The sequence below is a fragment of the Enterobacter cloacae complex sp. P40C2 genome (assembly GCF_014930695.1).
GTDB lineage: Bacteria > Pseudomonadota > Gammaproteobacteria > Enterobacterales > Enterobacteriaceae > Enterobacter > Enterobacter pasteurii.
Genome location: NZ_JADBRP010000004.1, coordinates 36,700 through 53,254, shown reverse-complemented (window position 1 = coordinate 53,254; position 16,555 = coordinate 36,700). Strand labels below are relative to the sequence as shown.

The 16,555-nt window shown below is 57.7% G+C and carries 15 protein-coding genes; 8 read left to right on the top strand and 7 right to left on the bottom strand.

Annotation, left to right across the window (positions count from 1 at the left end; all coding sequences use genetic code 11):
* The first annotated feature begins 3 nt into the window (after positions 1-3).
* Positions 4-750, top strand: coding sequence for a GntR family transcriptional regulator (locus IM304_RS09630; RefSeq protein ID WP_148418267.1), 747 nt, complete (start codon positions 4-6; stop codon positions 748-750).
* On the opposite strand, the gene IM304_RS09625 is transcribed toward IM304_RS09630, so the two are convergent.
* Genes IM304_RS09625 through IM304_RS09615 form a run of 3 tightly spaced genes read right to left on the bottom strand, consistent with a single transcriptional unit; the run spans position 724 to position 3,952 of the window.
* Positions 724-1,677 (bottom strand): PfkB family carbohydrate kinase, encoded by a 954-nt coding sequence (locus tag IM304_RS09625; protein WP_176609914.1) that lies wholly within the window; start codon positions 1,675-1,677, stop codon positions 724-726. The two genes, IM304_RS09630 and IM304_RS09625, sit on opposite strands and share 27 nt — an antisense overlap.
* Positions 1,674-2,678, bottom strand: coding sequence for an ADP-ribosylglycohydrolase family protein (locus IM304_RS09620; protein WP_148418265.1), 1,005 nt, complete (start codon positions 2,676-2,678; stop codon positions 1,674-1,676). The genes IM304_RS09625 and IM304_RS09620 overlap by 4 nt, the downstream gene beginning before the upstream one ends.
* Positions 2,675-3,952, bottom strand: a complete 1,278-nt coding sequence (locus IM304_RS09615; protein WP_193355584.1) for a nucleoside permease — start codon at positions 3,950-3,952, stop codon at positions 2,675-2,677. The genes IM304_RS09620 and IM304_RS09615 overlap by 4 nt, the downstream gene beginning before the upstream one ends.
* Positions 3,953-4,201: 249 nt before the next feature.
* Here IM304_RS09615 and fbaB point away from each other — a divergent pair, with 249 nt between their 5' ends.
* The 7 genes from fbaB to IM304_RS09580 all read left to right on the top strand — a co-directional run bounded on the left by fbaB (position 4,202) and on the right by IM304_RS09580 (position 11,930).
* Positions 4,202-5,254: a class I fructose-bisphosphate aldolase gene (fbaB, locus tag IM304_RS09610; protein ID WP_000129585.1), complete on the top strand. Its 1,053-nt coding sequence runs from the start codon at positions 4,202-4,204 to the stop codon at positions 5,252-5,254.
* Between the two features lie 318 nt (positions 5,255-5,572).
* Positions 5,573-6,727, top strand: coding sequence for a mandelate racemase family protein (locus IM304_RS09605; RefSeq protein WP_193355583.1), 1,155 nt, complete (start codon positions 5,573-5,575; stop codon positions 6,725-6,727).
* Between the two features lie 35 nt (positions 6,728-6,762).
* Positions 6,763-8,379: an ABC transporter substrate-binding protein gene (locus IM304_RS09600; RefSeq protein ID WP_193355582.1), complete on the top strand. Its 1,617-nt coding sequence runs from the start codon at positions 6,763-6,765 to the stop codon at positions 8,377-8,379.
* Positions 8,376-9,413: an ABC transporter permease gene (locus tag IM304_RS09595; RefSeq protein WP_193355581.1), complete on the top strand. Its 1,038-nt coding sequence runs from the start codon at positions 8,376-8,378 to the stop codon at positions 9,411-9,413. The genes IM304_RS09600 and IM304_RS09595 overlap by 4 nt, the downstream gene beginning before the upstream one ends.
* Positions 9,410-10,315, top strand: coding sequence for an ABC transporter permease (locus tag IM304_RS09590; protein WP_193355580.1), 906 nt, complete (start codon positions 9,410-9,412; stop codon positions 10,313-10,315). Before IM304_RS09595 ends, IM304_RS09590 begins: the two co-directional genes overlap by 4 nt.
* On the top strand, positions 10,287-11,147 hold the full coding sequence (locus tag IM304_RS09585; RefSeq protein ID WP_193355579.1) for an ABC transporter ATP-binding protein: 861 nt from the start codon (positions 10,287-10,289) through the stop codon (positions 11,145-11,147). Before IM304_RS09590 ends, IM304_RS09585 begins: the two co-directional genes overlap by 29 nt.
* 9 nt (positions 11,148-11,156) lie before the next feature.
* A complete protein-coding gene (locus tag IM304_RS09580) occupies positions 11,157-11,930 on the top strand; it encodes an ABC transporter ATP-binding protein (protein WP_193355578.1) in 774 nt (257 codons plus the stop codon).
* 70 nt (positions 11,931-12,000) lie between these two features.
* Here the strand turns inward: IM304_RS09580 and yegS are convergent, their stop codons facing one another.
* The 4 genes from yegS to yegQ all read right to left on the bottom strand — a co-directional run bounded on the left by yegS (position 12,001) and on the right by yegQ (position 16,420).
* Positions 12,001-12,900, bottom strand: coding sequence for a lipid kinase YegS (gene yegS / locus IM304_RS09575; protein ID WP_193355577.1), 900 nt, complete (start codon positions 12,898-12,900; stop codon positions 12,001-12,003).
* 170 nt (positions 12,901-13,070) lie between these two features.
* A complete protein-coding gene (locus IM304_RS09570) occupies positions 13,071-13,676 on the bottom strand; it encodes a hypothetical protein (protein WP_022651497.1) in 606 nt (201 codons plus the stop codon).
* 7 nt (positions 13,677-13,683) lie between these two features.
* Positions 13,684-14,649, bottom strand: coding sequence for a hypothetical protein (locus tag IM304_RS09565; protein WP_193355576.1), 966 nt, complete (start codon positions 14,647-14,649; stop codon positions 13,684-13,686).
* 409 nt (positions 14,650-15,058) lie between these two features.
* On the bottom strand, positions 15,059-16,420 hold the full coding sequence (gene yegQ / locus IM304_RS09560; RefSeq protein ID WP_193355575.1) for a tRNA 5-hydroxyuridine modification protein YegQ: 1,362 nt from the start codon (positions 16,418-16,420) through the stop codon (positions 15,059-15,061).
* Positions 16,421-16,555: the final 135 nt, after the last annotated feature.

Here is a 16,555-nt window from a genome sequence, read left to right as displayed (position 1 = left end):
GAGATGGAACAAGCGCATACCCGGTTAATTGCCCAACTCAGGGAACGCATTGCCGCGCCAGACAACATGCCGTTGTACCTGAAATTTGCCGAAACGGTGAAAAACGCGGTGCGCAGCGGGGTGCTGGCACACGGGAATATTTTGCCCGGCGAGCGGGATCTGAGCCAGCTCGCCGGGGTATCGCGTATTACGGTGCGTAAAGCAATGCAGGCGCTGGAGGAGGCTGGCGTCGTCACCCGCGCCCGCGGCTACGGCACACAGATCAACAATATCTTTGAATATTCCCTCAAAGAGGCGCGGGGTTTTTCCCAGCAGGTGGTGCTGCGCGGGAAAACGCCCAACACGCTGTGGGTCAACAGAAGCGTCGTGAAGTGCCCGGAAGAGATTGCCCGCCAGCTTTCTCTGGAGCCAGAGAGCGAGGTGTTTTTGCTTAAGCGCATCCGCTACGTGGACGACGATGCGGTATCGATAGAGGAGTCCTGGGTACCGGTAGGGTTAATTCCCAATCCGGACGACATTGGCGTCTCGCTGTATGATTACTTCCGCAGCCAGAATATCTTTCCGCAGCGCACCCGTTCACGCGTCAGCGCCTGTATGCCGGACAGCGAATTTCAGGCGCATATTAAGATGGACGATAAAATACCGGTGCTGGTTATCAGGCAAGTCGCGCTCGATCAACAGCACCGGCCAATTGAGTACAGCATCAGCTACTGCCGCAGCGATCTATACGTTTTTGTGTGCGAGGAGTAATGCCTCGCGCGTGGGGGCACAGTCTCCACCGCGATGGCTGACCACCCAGGCGGCGACGGCGTTGCCAAGCCGCACCGCCTCCGGCAGTGACCAGCCTGCGGCAAGCCCGGCAAGCAGGCCACCCGCATGGCTGTCACCCGCGCCGATGGTATCAACGACGGTTGCGGGAAAAGCCGGAACGTGCCCTGAAGCATCACCGTCATACCAGACCGCCCCGTCTTTGTCGTGGCGCACGATCAGCGCAGCGCCGAACCGGTGTTGCCACTGCGCGCCGAGGTTTTCTGCATTCACGCCAAGCCATTCGGCGGCGAGTTCCGCCTCCTGGCGATTGAGCGATACGATCGGTTTACGGGCCATGATCCGCGCCATCAGCGGGTCGGGAATATCCGCAATGCGCGGACCGAAATCGATAAAGGCGGTCACATCCTGAAGGCTTTCCAGCCAGGCCGTCAGCAGTTCGCCGCTGGGTGAAGCCAGCTGGTAGCCGGACAGATAGACCAGGCTTTTCTCTGGTACGCTTAACCCGTCCAGCCAGCCCTGCTGCCACTGGTTCTCCACGCCGCTGAACGACATAAAGGTGCGTTCACCGTCGGGCTCCACCAGCGCCAGACACCAGCCGTTATCGCCCGTTTCCGCTTCTACCGCACTGTGCAGATCCTGCTTTGCCATGGCGTTACGGATAATATCTGCCCACACGCCGTGGCCGACGGGGAGTGCATTTTGCGCGGCAATGCCGAGCCGCTTCAGGGCGATGGCAATATTTAGCGCGCAGCCGCCAATATTCACCCCCTGCTGCTTCAGTTCGATATCACACCCGCGCCAGGGCAGGGCGTACGCGTCGGCAATCACGTCGATGACAGCCGCACCAAGCACCGTGACCGGTCGTGTGGCATGAAGGGTTTCAAGACGGTGGGCAAAAGCGCTCATACCCCCTCCCTTTGCTCCCGGAAGTGCAGCAGCTTGTCGCAGTAATGGCCGAAATCAAGCCGGTTCACCGCATCAAGCTCGTGCTTAAGCGCGGGATCGATCGCCTGTACGCCGTGCAGCGCGCCGCAGATTGCCGTTGCCATCGCACCTATGGTGTCCGTATCGCCGCCCAGGTTGGCGCACAAAAACGCGCAGCGGTTCGGGTCGGTTCCCGCCAGTTCGACCATCGCAATGGCTGCCGGAACGGACTCAACGGTACTCGTTCCCGCGCCAATAAGCTGATAGATCTGCTCGCTGGCCGATTCCGTACCGTTGGCTTCACGCACGGTTTTCAGGGCCAGCTCAATGCGTGCCGAGAGCGACGCGCTGAAGGTGGTGGTGTTCGCCTCCTGGGCCGCGCGGGCGATACCCGGCAGGGCATCGGCGATGTTCTGCCAGCTTTCGCCGTCGATGGCGCGCGACACCGCCCAGGCGATGACCACAGCCCCGGCGATGGCGAGATCCGATTTATGCGTCGGGCTGGAGGCCATCGCAACCTGTTCCACAAAGTGCGCCAGGCGCGTGGCCGGCAGCAGGCAGCCCAGCGGGGAGGCGCGCATCGCCGCCCCGTTGGTGACGCCGTTGTTTTCCAGCTCGCTCACCGGCCTGCCGTCACGGATGGCGTTCAGGGCAATTTTGGACGTCGGGCCGAGCACATTTTTATTAAACGCGTCGAAGTCCAGCGCCCAGCGCAGAATATGTTTACCGATAACGTCCGGATCGATTTCTCCGTCGCATTCGATAATCGCATCGGCCAGGCACAGCGCCATCGACGTGTCATCCGTAAATTCCGCCTGCTTAAAGTAGCAGGCGGCATTATTCTCAGCCGGGCCGGGTAAGAAACGGTCGATCCAGCCGAAGTGCGCTTTCACCCGCTTACGCGGCCACAGCTCCGACGGCATCCCCATCGCATCCCCTAACGCCTGCCCATAAAGGGCACCGAGAATACGGTCTTGTTTCATTTAACTTCCCCTCGTGTTAGCGCGGTATCGCCATCAACCACCTCAATTGCGGTGATCTCTTTATCCGATTCGCGGAAAAACAGCATAAACAGCACGGCAATCACCACAATCATGATTGCGCCAAATGTCCACATTCCGGCCCAGTTGAAGGTCAGCCCATTCACCGGCTCTTTGTAAGCGAACATTTTTTCCATCATCACGCCGCCCAGGCGATAACCCAGCAGGCTACCAAAGCCCTGACAGCACAGCGTGATCAGGCCCTGCGCCGCGTTGCGCATATGCACGGGCGCTTTTTTATCCACGTAGATGTACGCGGTAACGTAATAGAAGTCATAGCTCACGCCGTGCAGCAGGATGCCGAGGAACAGCAGGGCGTAAGTGAAGTACTGCTCCGCGCCGCCGTAGACAAAGAAGCCGTAGCGAATGGCGGCGGTGATCAGGCCCAGCAGCAGGACCTTCTTAATACCAAAGCGTTTGGTAAAGAACGGCAGCGCGAGCATGAAGAAGATTTCAGAGAACTGGCCGAGCGTCATCCAGCCGGTGGCGTTTTTCATCCCCACTTCGGTGAGATAGCCGTTGGCAAAGATGTAGTAGAAGGCCAGCGGCATGGCGAACAGGAACGAGCAGAAGAAGAACACCAGGAAGTTTCTGTCGCGCAGCAGGATCAGCGCATCCAGCCCCAGCATCACCCTGAAGTCCAGCTTGCCGGTACTCTTCGGCGGGGTATTCGGCAGGAACAGCGCGAAGACGCCGAGCAGGAGAGAGCTGGCTGCGGTCATCAGCAGGGGAATATTGGTGTCAGAGATATCGCTATAGCCCATCATCTGCGGCAGGAAACCGCACGCCAGGCCGGAAGCAATCCAGCCAATGGTTCCCATTACGCGAATGCGCGGGAAGTCGGCCTCCACGTCATCGACGTTCGCAAAGGCGATACTGTTGGTCAGGGCGATGGTGGGCATGTAGGTCAGAGAGTAGGCCAGCAGCAGCGGGAAGAAGGTGCTGAACTGGGTTTGCTGTGCGGCGAAGTACATCAAAATGGCGCCGGCGAACATCAGCACCGCCAGCACCTTCTGGGCGGCGAAGAAGCGGTCCGTCAGCGAGCCGACCAGGATAGGAGAGAGGATCGCGGCAATGGCGGTACAGGCATAGGACCAGCCGATTTCCCCTGCGGTAAACCCGCTTTTACTCAGCCATAGCCACAGCGGCACAAACCAGGCGCCCCAGATAAACCATTCAACGAACATCATGAATGACAGTTGGACTTTCGTTTTCATTTTTTAATCCTGCATGTCAGAGGTACGCGAGTAACATACCATGTGATAATACCTTTTAAATACCTTTAAGGCGATTGTATGATCAGTGTAACAAAAATGTTGTACACGAAACGAGCCAGCAGATTGTGCTTAAAAAAGTTGCAAATGGTGGAAAATAGAGTAAGTCGGTACCAGGCTTAGTCTGCCTGCAAAAAACGCAGGTTTGGATCACACGTGCCGACATCACGTCGGACTTACGGGAGCATCACTATGACTGATATTGCGCAGTTGCTTGGCAAAGACGCCGACAGCCTTTTACAGCATCGTTGTATGACCATTCCAGCCGACCAGCTTTATCTGCCTGGCCATGACTACGTAGACCGCGTTATGGTCGACAACAACCGTCCGCCTGCCGTCCTGCGAAACATGCAGACGCTGTACAATACCGGCCGTCTGGGCGGGACAGGCTACCTCTCTATTTTGCCCGTTGACCAGGGCGTTGAGCATTCTGCGGGGGCGTCGTTTGCCGCGAACCCGCTCTACTTCGATCCGAAAAACATCGTCGAGCTGGCGATTGAGGCGGGCTGTAACTGTGTCGCCTCCACCTATGGCGTGCTGGCTTCCGTATCGCGTCGCTATGCCCACCGCATTCCGTTCCTCGTCAAACTGAACCACAACGAAACCCTGAGCTACCCAACCGAATACGACCAGACGCTGTACGCCAGCGTCGAGCAGGCGTTCAACATGGGCGCGGTAGCTGTGGGGGCGACCATCTATTTCGGCTCCGAGCAGTCGCGTCGTCAGATAGAAGAGATTTCCGCCGCGTTCGAGCGTGCGCATGAGTTAGGCATGGTGACCGTGCTGTGGGCCTATCTGCGCAACGCGTCGTTTAAGAAAGACGGCGTGGATTACCACGTGTCTGCGGATCTCACCGGCCAGGCAAACCACCTGGCGGCGACCATCGGCGCGGACATTGTGAAGCAGAAAATGGCCGAGAATAACGGCGGCTATAAAGCGGTGAACTTCGGCTACACCGATGACCGCGTTTACAGCAAGCTGACCAGCGACAACCCGATCGATCTGGTGCGCTACCAGCTGGCGAACTGCTATATGGGCCGCGCCGGGCTGATTAACTCCGGCGGTGCGGCAGGCGGCGAAACCGACCTGACCGACGCGGTACGCACGGCGGTGATTAACAAACGCGCGGGCGGCATGGGGCTGATCCTCGGCCGTAAGGCGTTCAAAAAATCCATGGCCGACGGCGTGAAGCTGATTAACGCGGTTCAGGATGTGTATCTGGACAGTAAAGTCACCATCGCGTAAGCACTTTTCCCCCCTCACCCTAACCCTCTCCCCAAAGGGGAGAGGGGACCGTAAGGTGCGATCTTTGCTCCCTCGCCCTTTTGGGAGGGGCTGGCGTGATGGGTGTTCAAGCCCGCAGTTTATTTCTCCCGATCCACCTCACACTTCCCCTCTCTTTTGTGAAAACTGTCACTTCAGTCCGTGCATATGCACAAAAAATGGTCGGCGCTTAGCGGAATTTGTCTAAGGCAGTGGATGAATTTTGCGCTTAAAGTTAGTTTCGAAACGGCTTTTCAAAATTAGAGCCGGTCTGAACCTCCGTCGCGTTAAGGACTGATAATGAAAATTGAATCTGTAAACGTCACCGTCTTCCAGTACCCGACGCGCCGGGTCTCCGACAGCGCCGGGCATTCGCATCCGGGACCGGAGAGCCTGGCCAGAATGGCGATGCTGACCATCACGGCAGACGATGGCACGCAAGGGTATTCCTTCGCCCCGTCGGAAGTGGTGCGCCCCTTTGTGGTTAACACCTTCTTTCGCAAGGTATTGATTGGCCAGGACGCGTTTAACCGCGAGCGCATCTGGCAGGACCTGGCGCACTGGCAGCGGGGGAGCGCGCATCAGCTGACCGAGCGCGCGCTGGGCTTCGTGGAACAGGCGCTGTGGGATCTCATCGGCCGCAAGCTCAACATGCCGGTCTGGAAACTGCTCGGCGGCTATCGCGACAGGGTTCCGGCCTACGGCAGCACCATGTGCGGGGACGATCTGCCGGGCGGGCTTTCCACGCCGGATGAATACGCCAGCTTTGCTGAAAAGCTGGTGGCGCGCGGTTATAAGGCCATCAAGCTGCACACCTGGATGCCGCCGGTCTCTTTCGCCCCCGATCCGAAGATGGACGTCAAAGCCTGCGCCGCCGTGCGCGAAGCGGTCGGTCCGGATATCGACCTGATGATTGACGGCTACCACTGGTACAGCCGCACCGAGGCGCTGTACATCGGCAAAGAGCTGGAAAAGCTCAGCTTCGCCTGGTTTGAAGAGCCAATGGAAGAGGAGAGCATGGCCTCCTACGCGTGGCTGGCGGAGAACCTGTCGATCCCGATTATCGGACCGGAAAGCCTGGGCGGGAAACATCACAGCCGCGCGGACTGGGTGAAGGCCGGGGCGTGCGACATCCTGCGCGCCGGGGCAAACGGCGTGGGAGGCATCTCACCGACGCTAAAGGTGGCGAATCTTGCGGAGTCTTTCGGCATGGACTGCGAAATCCACGGTAACGGGGCGGCAAGCCTGGCGGTGATTGGTGCCATTAAAAACTGCCGCTGGTACGAGCGCGGCCTGCTGCACCCGTTCCTCGACTACGACGAACCGGCGGCGTACCTCAACAGCCTGGTCGACCCGATGGATGAAAACGGCATGGTCAGCCTGCCGACCCGCCCCGGACTGGGCGAAGACATTAATTTTGCATATATCGAAGCCAATACCGTCAGCCACGACTGACAGCTAAAAAAACGTACCCTACAGGCGATATATACATGAAAAGAACTTCCTTAGCCGGGGCGTGCTTATTCGCGCTCTCGCTGATGATGGGGAGCGGGGCTGCGTATGCGAAAACGCCGCCCGACCAGCTCATCATCGGCATGAATATGAACAATCTGCTGACCCTCGATCCGGCGGCAATGACCGGTAACGAAGTGGTTGGCATTGTGGTTAATCTCTACGATTCGCTGGTGGAGCTGGATCCGAACGACCTCACCAACGTCAGGCCCGCGCTGGCAACGTCCTGGGATATTTCTGCGGACCGTAAAACCCTGACCTTCCACCTGCGCGACGGCGTAAAATTCCATTCCGGCAATCCGCTGATGGCGGAGGACGTGGTGTGGTCGATGCGGCGTCTGCTGCACCTTAACCTCGCCCAGGCGTCGGTGTGGAAATCCTACGGCTTTTCTAAGCAAAACATCGACAGGCAAATCAGCGCGCCCGACGCCCGGACCGTCCAGATTGAGCTGCCTAAGCCTAACGATCCGCAGCTGGTGATTTACTCTCTCGGCGCGCTGGGCAACCTCGGCGTGCTCGACAGCAAAACGGTACAGCAGCATGCGGTAAACAACGACTGGGGCAACCGCTGGCTCACCACTAACGAGGCCGGCTCAGGCCCTTTTATGCTGGAAACCTGGCAGGCGAAGGACGTGCTGCGCATGCAGCGTAACCCGCACTACTGGCGGGAAGCGCCAAAGATGAGCCGCGTGGTGCTGCGCCATTTTCAGGAGTCGCAAACCCTGAGGCTGATGATAGAGAAGGGCGACCTCGACATCGCCAACAACATGGCGGTGGCGGACATTAACGCCCTGCGCAACGATCCGCAGCTTACGGTCGAAGCCGTGCAGAAAGGCACGGTTTACTACGTGGCGATGAGCATGAAGGAGCCGCATTTCGCCAACCCGAAGGTGCGCGAAGCGGTGCGTTACCTGATTGACTATCAGGGCATCAATAAAGCGCTGATGCCGGGCTACGGCGTGCTGCACCAGCGCCCGATTAAAGCCGGCATGCCGTCCACGCTGCCGGACCCGGGCTACAGGCTGGATATCCCGCGCGCTAAAAAGCTGCTGGCAGAGGCGGGCTACCCGGACGGGTTTGATACTACCCTGCGGGTGCTGGCAGATCAGCCTTTCCTGAATATCGCCATCGCCGTGCAGTCGACGCTGATGCAGGCGGGGATCAACGCCAAAATCATCACCGGCACCGGGAACCAGATCTACGGCGCGATGCGCGAGCGCAGGTTCGACATGCTGGTGGGGCGCGGGGGGAGCGGGGTTGAGCCGCATCCGCACTCCAGCCTGCGCGCGCTGGTCTATAACCCGGACAACAGTGACCAGGCCCGGCTGACCAACTTCCAGGGCTGGCGCACCAGCTTCTATGACAAGCCGCTCAACGAGATGATCGACAGGGCCCTGCTGGAGCGCGACCCGAAAAAACAGATCGCCGACTACCAGCGGATCCAGGTGCGCTACGACGCGCTGATCCCGGCGATGATCCCCCTGTCGCAGATGGTGGATTCGGTGGTGGTGCGTAACGAGGTTAAGAACTTCCAGTCGCACCCGTCGGCAACCACGTTCCTGCGTGAGGTCTACAAAACCGGAGGTGAACAATGAGTGCGGCGATCCTCGCGCCCGGCTCCCGGACCCGGCGCTTCTCTAAGCGGTTGACGCAGGTGGTGGTAACGCTGTTCGGCCTGCTGCTGCTGACCTTTTTCATCGGCCGCGTGATGCCCGTCGATCCGGTGCTGGCGATTGTCGGCCCGGATGCCGATCACAGCACCTATCAGCAGGTGTATCACCAGCTGGGGTTCGACAAGTCGCTGCTGACGCAGTTTGGCATATACCTCAGCAATCTCCTGCAGGGCGATCTGGGCAACGCGCTGCTGACGGGCAAACCGGTCACCGCCGATATCCTGCGCGTCTTCCCGGCGACGCTGGAGCTGGCGACAATGGCGATTATCGTCGGCGCGGGCTTAGGGATTCCGCTGGGAGTACTGGCGGCGGCGCGGTGCAACAGCGTTTCGGATTACGTGGTGCGCATCATCAGCCTTGCGGGCTATTCCACGCCGATATTCTGGGTCGGGATGATGGGGCTGCTGCTCTTTTACGCCTGGCTTGGCTGGGTAGGCGGCGCAGGGCGTCTCGATCTCGGGCTGGAGGGATTAGTGCCGCGTCGCACCGGGCTGATGACGGTGGATGCGCTGCTGGCAGGAAACAGCGCGGTGTTCTGGAACGCCATTAACCATCTGGTGCTGCCCGCGTCGCTGCTTGGCTTCCACTCTCTGGCCTACATCAGCCGCATGACGCGCAGCTTTATGCTGGCGCAGCTGTCGCAGGAGTTCATCATTACCGCGCGGGTGAAGGGCTTAACCGAACGTCAGGTGATCTGGAACCACGCGTTCCGCAACATTCTCGTTCAGCTCCTGACGGTGGTGGCGCTGGCCTACGGCTCGCTGCTTGAGGGGGCAGTGCTGATTGAAACCGTCTTCTCCTGGCCTGGCTTCGGCTCTTATCTGACCGGCAGCCTGCTGCTCGGGGATATGAACGCGGTGATGGGCTGCGTGCTGCTGGTGGGGATTATCTTCGTGATGCTCAACCTGCTCTCCGACATGCTGTATCAACTCTTTGATCCGAGGACGAAATCATGACCGTTTCGCTGGATACGCCGCTGGGGGCGGGGCAGTCCGAAAGCCGCCAGCGTATCAGACGCGCGCTGGGGCGTGCCGCCAGCTTTGTCGGCAGAATGGCGCGCAACCCGCTCACCGCCATCGGCGGCGGGATTATCCTGCTGCTGCTGATTGTGGCGGCGTTTGCCCCGCTGATCGCCCCGTACAATCCGCTGGTGCAGGATCTTAACAACGCGCTGGTCGCGCCGAATGCAGAGCACTGGTTCGGCACCGACGAGTTTGGTCGCGACATCTTCAGCCGGCTGGTGTACGGCGCGCGCATTACGCTTTATATCGTGCTGCTGGTCTCCGTCACCGTCGGTCCGCTGGGGCTGCTGCTGGGCGTGACCGCAGGTTACTTCGGCGGCAAGGTTGATGCGGTACTGATGCGCGTCACCGATATCTTTATCTCGTTTCCGAGCCTGGTGCTAGCCCTGGCGTTTGTCGCGGCGCTCGGGCCGGGGCTGGAGCACGTGGTGATTGCCATTACGCTCACCGCCTGGCCGCCGATTGCGCGCCTGGCGCGCGCCGAAACGCTCTCGTTGCGGCAGGCCGATTTTATCTCCGCCGTACGTTTGCAGGGCGCGTCCCCCGCGCGCGTGCTGTGGCGCCACATCGTCCCGCTGTGCCTGCCGTCGGTGATTATTCGTATCACCATGAACATGGCCGGGATCATCCTCACCGCGGCCGGACTGGGCTTCCTCGGTCTCGGCGCGCAGCCGCCAGAGCCGGAGTGGGGGGCGATGATCTCCAGCGGCCGTACCTACATGATGGAGTGCTGGTGGGTGGTAACTATTCCGGGGCTGGCGATCCTGATTAACAGCCTGGCGTTCAACTTCTTAGGAGATGGCCTACGTGACATCCTCGATCCCCGCAGCGAATAACACCTTGCTCGACGTGCGCGACCTCCACGTCGATTTCATCAACGGCGGCGCAGTTACAAACGCGGTGCGCGGCGTCTCTTTCCAGCTCGGACGCGAGAAGCTGGCGATTGTTGGCGAATCTGGCTCCGGTAAATCCACCGTCGGACGGGCGCTGCTGCGCCTGCATCCGGCCAAAGCGCAGATCCGCGCCGAGCGGATGCAGTTCGGCGATGTCGATCTTCGCACCGTCAGCGAGGCGCAGATGCGCGGCATTCGCGGCAAGCGGATTTCGATGATCATGCAGGACCCGAAGTATTCCCTCAATCCGGTGGTGTGCGTGGGGGATCAGATTGCTGAAGCCTGGCTGACCCATCACCCCGGGCGCAAGGCTGAAGCCAAAGCGAAGGTGCTGGAGATGCTCGACGTGGTGCGTATCCGCCAGCCGGAGCGGGTTTACCACCTCTATCCGCACGAGATTTCCGGCGGGCAGGGGCAGCGCATCATGATCGCCATGATGCTTATCACCGATCCGGAGCTGGTTATTGCCGACGAACCCACTTCGGCGCTGGACGTTTCGGTTCGCCTGCAGGTGCTGGGCCTGCTCGACGACCTGGTGCAGTCCCGCGGTCTGGGGCTGATCTTCATCAGCCACGACATCAACCTTGTGCGCAGCTTCTGCGACCGGGTGCTGGTGATGTACGCCGGACGGGTGGTGGAGTCGATTGCCGCGAAGGAGCTGCACAACGCGAAGCATCCCTATACTCAGGGCTTAATTAGCGCGCTGCCGGAAATCAACCATCGCCGCCCGACGCTGCCGGTTTTGCAGCGTCAGGCCAGCTGGCTCACCGAGTAAGGAGCAGAGATGATCGAGATAAAACACCTCAACCTGACGTTTGGCGAGGGCGATAAGCGCAATCAGGTGCTGGATGATGTGAGTATTAGCGTTGCGGAAGGGGATATTTACGGCCTGGTGGGCGAGTCCGGTTCGGGCAAAACTACCGTGCTGAAATGCCTTGCCGGGCTATTTACCCACTGGGAGGGCGAACTGGCGATTGACGGCAGGCCGCTGGAAAAGCGCATAAGCCGTGAACGCTGTCGTCGGGTACAGATGGTGTTTCAGGATCCGTACGGCTCGCTGCATCCGCGCCACACCATCGGCGATATTCTTGAAGAGCCGCTCCACATTCACGGTATAAAAGACCGGGATCGGCGCGTTCACGCCCTGCTGGATAAAGTGGGGCTGAACCGCGCCTTTCGTGACCGCTATCCCCATCAGCTTTCAGGCGGACAGCGCCAGCGCGTGGCGATTGCCCGGGCGCTGATTCTGGAGCCGCAGGTGCTGCTGCTGGATGAACCGACTTCCGCGCTGGACGTTTCCGTGCAGGCGGAGATCCTTAACCTGCTGGCGGAGCTCCAGCGTGAGTCGAATCTGACCTACCTGATGGTGACGCACGATCTGGGCGTGATTGCCCATCTGTGTCGGAAGGTGGCGGTGATGCAGTACGGCAAAATTCTCGAAAGCCTGACGGTAGACGAGCTGGTCGCCGGGAAAGCGAAGACCGACTATACGAGGATGCTGGTCAATGCCAGCCAGCAGTACTCCCGCGAGATGGCGCGGGAGGTGGCGGTGTATTAGGTTTGTGCGATCCGTTGCCCTCACCCGCAGGGTTGAGGGGGGAAAGCGTAGGCCGCTACCCGGTAAAATATCAGCGCAACAGCTGACAGTCAGGCGGCAGCCGGCACTGCAGCGCTCCGGGCAAAACTTCGATGCGGAACCGCTCTCCGCTCAGCGGCTCCCCGTCGAGGTTAAAGGTCATACCGTGCGGGGCAATCACCTCAAACCACGCGGATTTCCCGTCGATAATATTTGGGCTTTCCTCCGGCTGCGTCAGCGTCGTGAACAGCGCTGGCAGCAGCCCGTCGCCGGTAAAAATACGCAGCTGTAATTGACCGTCGTTGATCAATGCTTCCGGGCAAAGCTGCTGACCGCCCCCCGCCTGCCGCCCGTTGCCGATACCAATCACCAGCGCGTCGCCCTGCCAGTGGAAGTTTTCACCGTGGATCTCACAGCTGTCGGGCCTGAGCGTATCCATGCGCATCAGGCCATGGATGAGATACGAAACGCCGCCCAGCGCGGCTTTAAGTTTTTCCGGCGTTTCGCTGGTAATGCGGGTGCCGAAACCGCCCGTCGCCATATTGATAAAGCAGGTTTTTTCATTCACCTGAGCAATATCGACGGCGGTAGCCTTACCGAGAATTGCCAGCTGTAGCGCTTTTCCGACGTCTTCTGGCATCCCGGCGCTGGTGGCAAAATCGTTGGCGGTACCGAGCGGTAAAATCCCCATCGCCGGGCGAGCTGCGGCGTTGAGGTCAATGAGCGCACCGGCGATCTCGTTGATCGTTCCGTCGCCGCCGCCGGAAATGATGGTCTGAACACCTAACCTGATGCCCTCGTCGATGTAGCGCGCCGCATCGCCTTTTTCAAACGTTACCCGCACGTGTATGCATGCTCCGTCTTCACGCAATTCGGTAATCGCCTGGCGCAGCAGATCGTTGCCTGCACTCTTGCCGTTAAGAATTAATAAACTGTCTGGATAGGTTGCCATCCGGGTTGCTCCCTTTTTTAGCTATAGAAAGAGTGTATCCCAGAGAGGGAAAAAGCGGGTAAGAACAGGATGAAAGGCAAAAAATAAGCCCGCGTAAGGGCTTTGAAATCGACTAAAGAACCCCGTAGCGCTTACAGTGCACACTACTGCCGCTCAATTGACTATTGTGGTCAACGTTTGAGGTGTGACATTGGCCTTGCCTCGATTTTGAGCTGCTTACGCCAGACCCGATTATGTAGCGTTAGCGCAATGGAGCGGTAAAAAATCGATGAATTCATCCACATAATGTTCAGAAAGAAACATCCCAGCCCCAGCAAAGAGGTTATTTGCGGTGTGTAGTTCTCAACAGGGCCGAATAAAAGCGAAATCCCCGTCCAGATGAAATAAATGATGCTCATTATGCCTGTCAGCGTAATGACGAAAATATGCAGTTTATATCCAGGTAAAGAACCTCGTGTAGTCAGAAACATCGTGCTCATCACTACCAGGCAATACACAATCGCTGCAATGAATACTCCCATCATAACCTTAAATTCGGGTAAGCCGAGCCAGCGAAACAGCAATAACCAGAGGGACACTTGCAGCATGGCGTAGCAAAAAATAGCCAGTAACGTGCTCACTGCCAAAGGAATTCCGGTCATATGGACGCCCACAGGAACGCCGAACCGATCTTTTAACTGTTCTTTTAATGTTTCAAGCTGGTTGAGATCATCGGTCGCCATTTTACTTTTAACCAAAGCACTTAATGCAAGGCTATCTTTAATGTATTTCATCATGGACGGGTCAATAACTTCCTGTAAATGAAAAAGACTGAATTAAACCAAAAATGTATTTACCCGTTTGTGCAACATTCTGTGGATTTCTGATATTTCCTGAGATGGCACTTCCAACGAAGGCAGAGGAATTTGAAATGGTGTTCAGCAACTCACGCTGTAAGAGCAACTGCAACGCTTCTGACGGATAACGTTTGGGATACACGCCTGCCTTCATTGCTGCTTTTACACCTGAATTCGAGATGCCGGGATTGCGGATACGAATAATCTCCTCTGTTAATCGCGTACGGTCGGCCCGGCTCATTTTTTGTAATAAGGAGAGCAAACTCTCAGACGATGAACGGTTAAGAAGGCGATATGTTAATGCAGCGCTTTTTAGACCCGCAGCAGCCCCGGCAAGAGAAATCGCATCCAGGGCTGTGTTGGTTGCTGTATACCACTCCTGGGAGTCCATCCACGCAACGTAGTCATCATGATTCATAGCAATCAACGATAGTCGGCCAAGCCCATTTGCACATTGAATTCCAGTTGCTACACCACCGGCTAAAATCACAGCGGCTATAGCACCGGAAGACCCTGCAGTGAGAGGTATAGCCATACCGGCCCCTGCCGCAAGTACAACAGTAAGAATTGCGGCTCCGCAGGAAATTGCCGTTGAACCAATTTCAGTCGCCAGGGAAGGGGAATGAATCGTAGCCGTTGTTGCGTGAACGGGGTTAACTTGTGAGGCATTTACTTTGGTTATGACTACATGACTAACCGAGCTTTCGTTTGGTGTCGCAATCCTTCTTGATGGCCTTACTAGCCACTGACGTGTACCGTCTGAGTAAATAATCCCGGCCTGGCTAAAATTTCTGCTGCAGTCCAGTTGACCTGCAAGTGCTGTGAAATTTATATCGCCGCCAGAGGCAAGACCAAGACTGCGTGCGAGTTCGTAATCTGGAAGATCCTTTGAAAATTGTCCTGTGAATGTCACTTCATCTCTCCGTCCGTGTGAAACGTTGACTGTTATTAAATCAAGAGTAAAGGTCCTGTTAACACTTAAAATTAGGAATGTTCCGAATAGTGTTCATCCCTCTCTAATCCATTAAAAATTGTGATTAGGATCCTTTGTTCGTTCGATTTCCTTAGATGATACGCCTAATGCTGACACAAACCTTTCCCGGGTCAATGCAACGCCATATTTATCAGGGGGAAGAATTTCAGGAGTTAACAAAAAAATAAGCCCGCGTAAGGGAGATTACGCAGGCTAAGGAGGTGGTTCCTGGTACAGCTAGCATTTATGGGTTATGTTTTTCAGCGGGGGGATAATACCCATATTGAACGAAGCGGTATGTGATCCGATTCTAAGAATTATCCCGGCGTGAAAAAATCCCGCTGATTGACTATTTGCCGTGCGGATTTCGGGTGTTTTCACCTTCAAAATTGCGCATCAGCAGCGCAAACTCCAGCTCCACCTCTTCCGGTACCGGCAGCCACACGGTGTGTCCGTCACCCGGCGCAACCTCAATCGCTTCACCTTTACCGTTTTCCAGATGCTCCAGACGGAAGTTCATGTTGCCCTGCGGGGTCATCAGCTCCAGGCTGTCGCCTTTAGTGAATTTGTTTTTTACCGCTACCGCCGCCAGCGCGCCTTTGCGTTCGCCGGTGAAGTCACCGACAAACTGCTGACGCTCGGAAACGGAGTAGCCGTGCTCGTAGTTCTGGTAGTCGTCGTGCGTATGACGACGCAGGAAGCCTTCGGTATAGCCGCGATGCGCCAGGCCTTCCAGCGTTTCCAGCAGGCTGGTGTCGAACGGTTTTCCGGCGGCGGCATCGTCAATGGCTTTACGGTACACCTGTGCGGTGCGGGCGCAGTAGTAGTAAGACTTGGTGCGCCCTTCGATTTTCAGCGAGTGCACGCCCATCTGGGTCAGGCGCTCAACGTGCGCAATGGCGCGCAGATCTTTCGAGTTCATGATGTAGGTGCCGTGCTCGTCCTCAAAGGCGGTCATGTACTCGCCCGGACGTTTGGCTTCTTCAATCATAAACACGCTGTCGGTTGGCGCGCCGATGCCAAGCGTAGGCTCAACGTTCGTAACCGGTATCGGCTCGTGTTTGTGTACGATATTGCCGATGTCATCCTCTTTGCCTTCCTGAACGTTGTACTCCCAGCGGCAGGCGTTGGTGCAGGTACCCTGGTTCGGATCGCGCTTGTTGATATAGCCGGAGAGCAGGCAGCGGCCGGAGTAGGCCATGCACAGCGCGCCGTGAACGAAGATTTCGATTTCCATATCCGGCACCTGGGTGCGGATCTCTTCGATCTCTTCAAGGGACAGTTCGCGAGACAGAATGACGCGGGTCAGCCCCATCTGTTTCCAGAATTTGACCGTTGCCCAGTTGACGGCGTTAGCCTGCACGGAGAGGTGAATATCCATCTCCGGGAAGTTCTCCCGAACCAGCATGATTAAACCCGGGTCCGACATGATCAGCGCGTCCGGCCCCATGTCCACGACCGGCTTCAGGTCGCGAATGAACGTTTTCAGCTTGGCGTTGTGCGGCGCGATGTTGACCACCACGTAGAATTTTTTGCCCAGAGCATGCGCTTCGTTGATGCCGAGCTGCAGGTTCTCGTGGTTGAATTCGTTGTTGCGCACGCGCAGCGAGTAGCGCGGCTGGCCCGCGTAGACGGCGTCGGCACCGTAGGCGAAAGCGTAACGCATATTTTGCAGCGTTCCCGCCGGGGAAAGGAGTTCCGGTTTAAACATGTTTGTTCTCGTTCTGATGACAGGTCAGATCCGCGTGCACCAGGTGCAGCGGTAAGGGGAGATCCCCCACTTTAAGGGCGGGCATTGTAGCGCTGCGGGGCGGGGAGGTAAAGCCCGGCCCCCTCAACCTGCCCT

What these genes read in the sequence shown, in the direction of transcription:
- IM304_RS09630 (WP_148418267.1), top strand. Translation starts at nt 4, where the DNA reads ATGGAACAAGCGCATACCCGGTTAATTGCCCAACTCAGGGAACGCATT.
- yegS (WP_193355577.1), bottom strand. Translation starts at nt 12,900, where the DNA reads ATGGCAACCTATCCAGACAGTTTATTAATTCTTAACGGCAAGAGTGCA.
- IM304_RS09580 (WP_193355578.1), top strand. Translation starts at nt 11,157, where the DNA reads ATGATCGAGATAAAACACCTCAACCTGACGTTTGGCGAGGGCGATAAG.
- yegQ (WP_193355575.1), bottom strand. Translation starts at nt 16,420, where the DNA reads ATGTTTAAACCGGAACTCCTTTCCCCGGCGGGAACGCTGCAAAATATG.
- IM304_RS09600 (WP_193355582.1), top strand. Translation starts at nt 6,763, where the DNA reads ATGAAAAGAACTTCCTTAGCCGGGGCGTGCTTATTCGCGCTCTCGCTG.
- IM304_RS09615 (WP_193355584.1), bottom strand. Translation starts at nt 3,952, where the DNA reads ATGAAAACGAAAGTCCAACTGTCATTCATGATGTTCGTTGAATGGTTT.
- IM304_RS09570 (WP_022651497.1), bottom strand. Translation starts at nt 13,676, where the DNA reads ATGATGAAATACATTAAAGATAGCCTTGCATTAAGTGCTTTGGTTAAA.
- IM304_RS09620 (WP_148418265.1), bottom strand. Translation starts at nt 2,678, where the DNA reads ATGAAACAAGACCGTATTCTCGGTGCCCTTTATGGGCAGGCGTTAGGG.
- fbaB (WP_000129585.1), top strand. Translation starts at nt 4,202, where the DNA reads ATGACTGATATTGCGCAGTTGCTTGGCAAAGACGCCGACAGCCTTTTA.
- IM304_RS09625 (WP_176609914.1), bottom strand. Translation starts at nt 1,677, where the DNA reads ATGAGCGCTTTTGCCCACCGTCTTGAAACCCTTCATGCCACACGACCG.
- IM304_RS09590 (WP_193355580.1), top strand. Translation starts at nt 9,410, where the DNA reads ATGACCGTTTCGCTGGATACGCCGCTGGGGGCGGGGCAGTCCGAAAGC.
- IM304_RS09595 (WP_193355581.1), top strand. Translation starts at nt 8,376, where the DNA reads ATGAGTGCGGCGATCCTCGCGCCCGGCTCCCGGACCCGGCGCTTCTCT.
- IM304_RS09605 (WP_193355583.1), top strand. Translation starts at nt 5,573, where the DNA reads ATGAAAATTGAATCTGTAAACGTCACCGTCTTCCAGTACCCGACGCGC.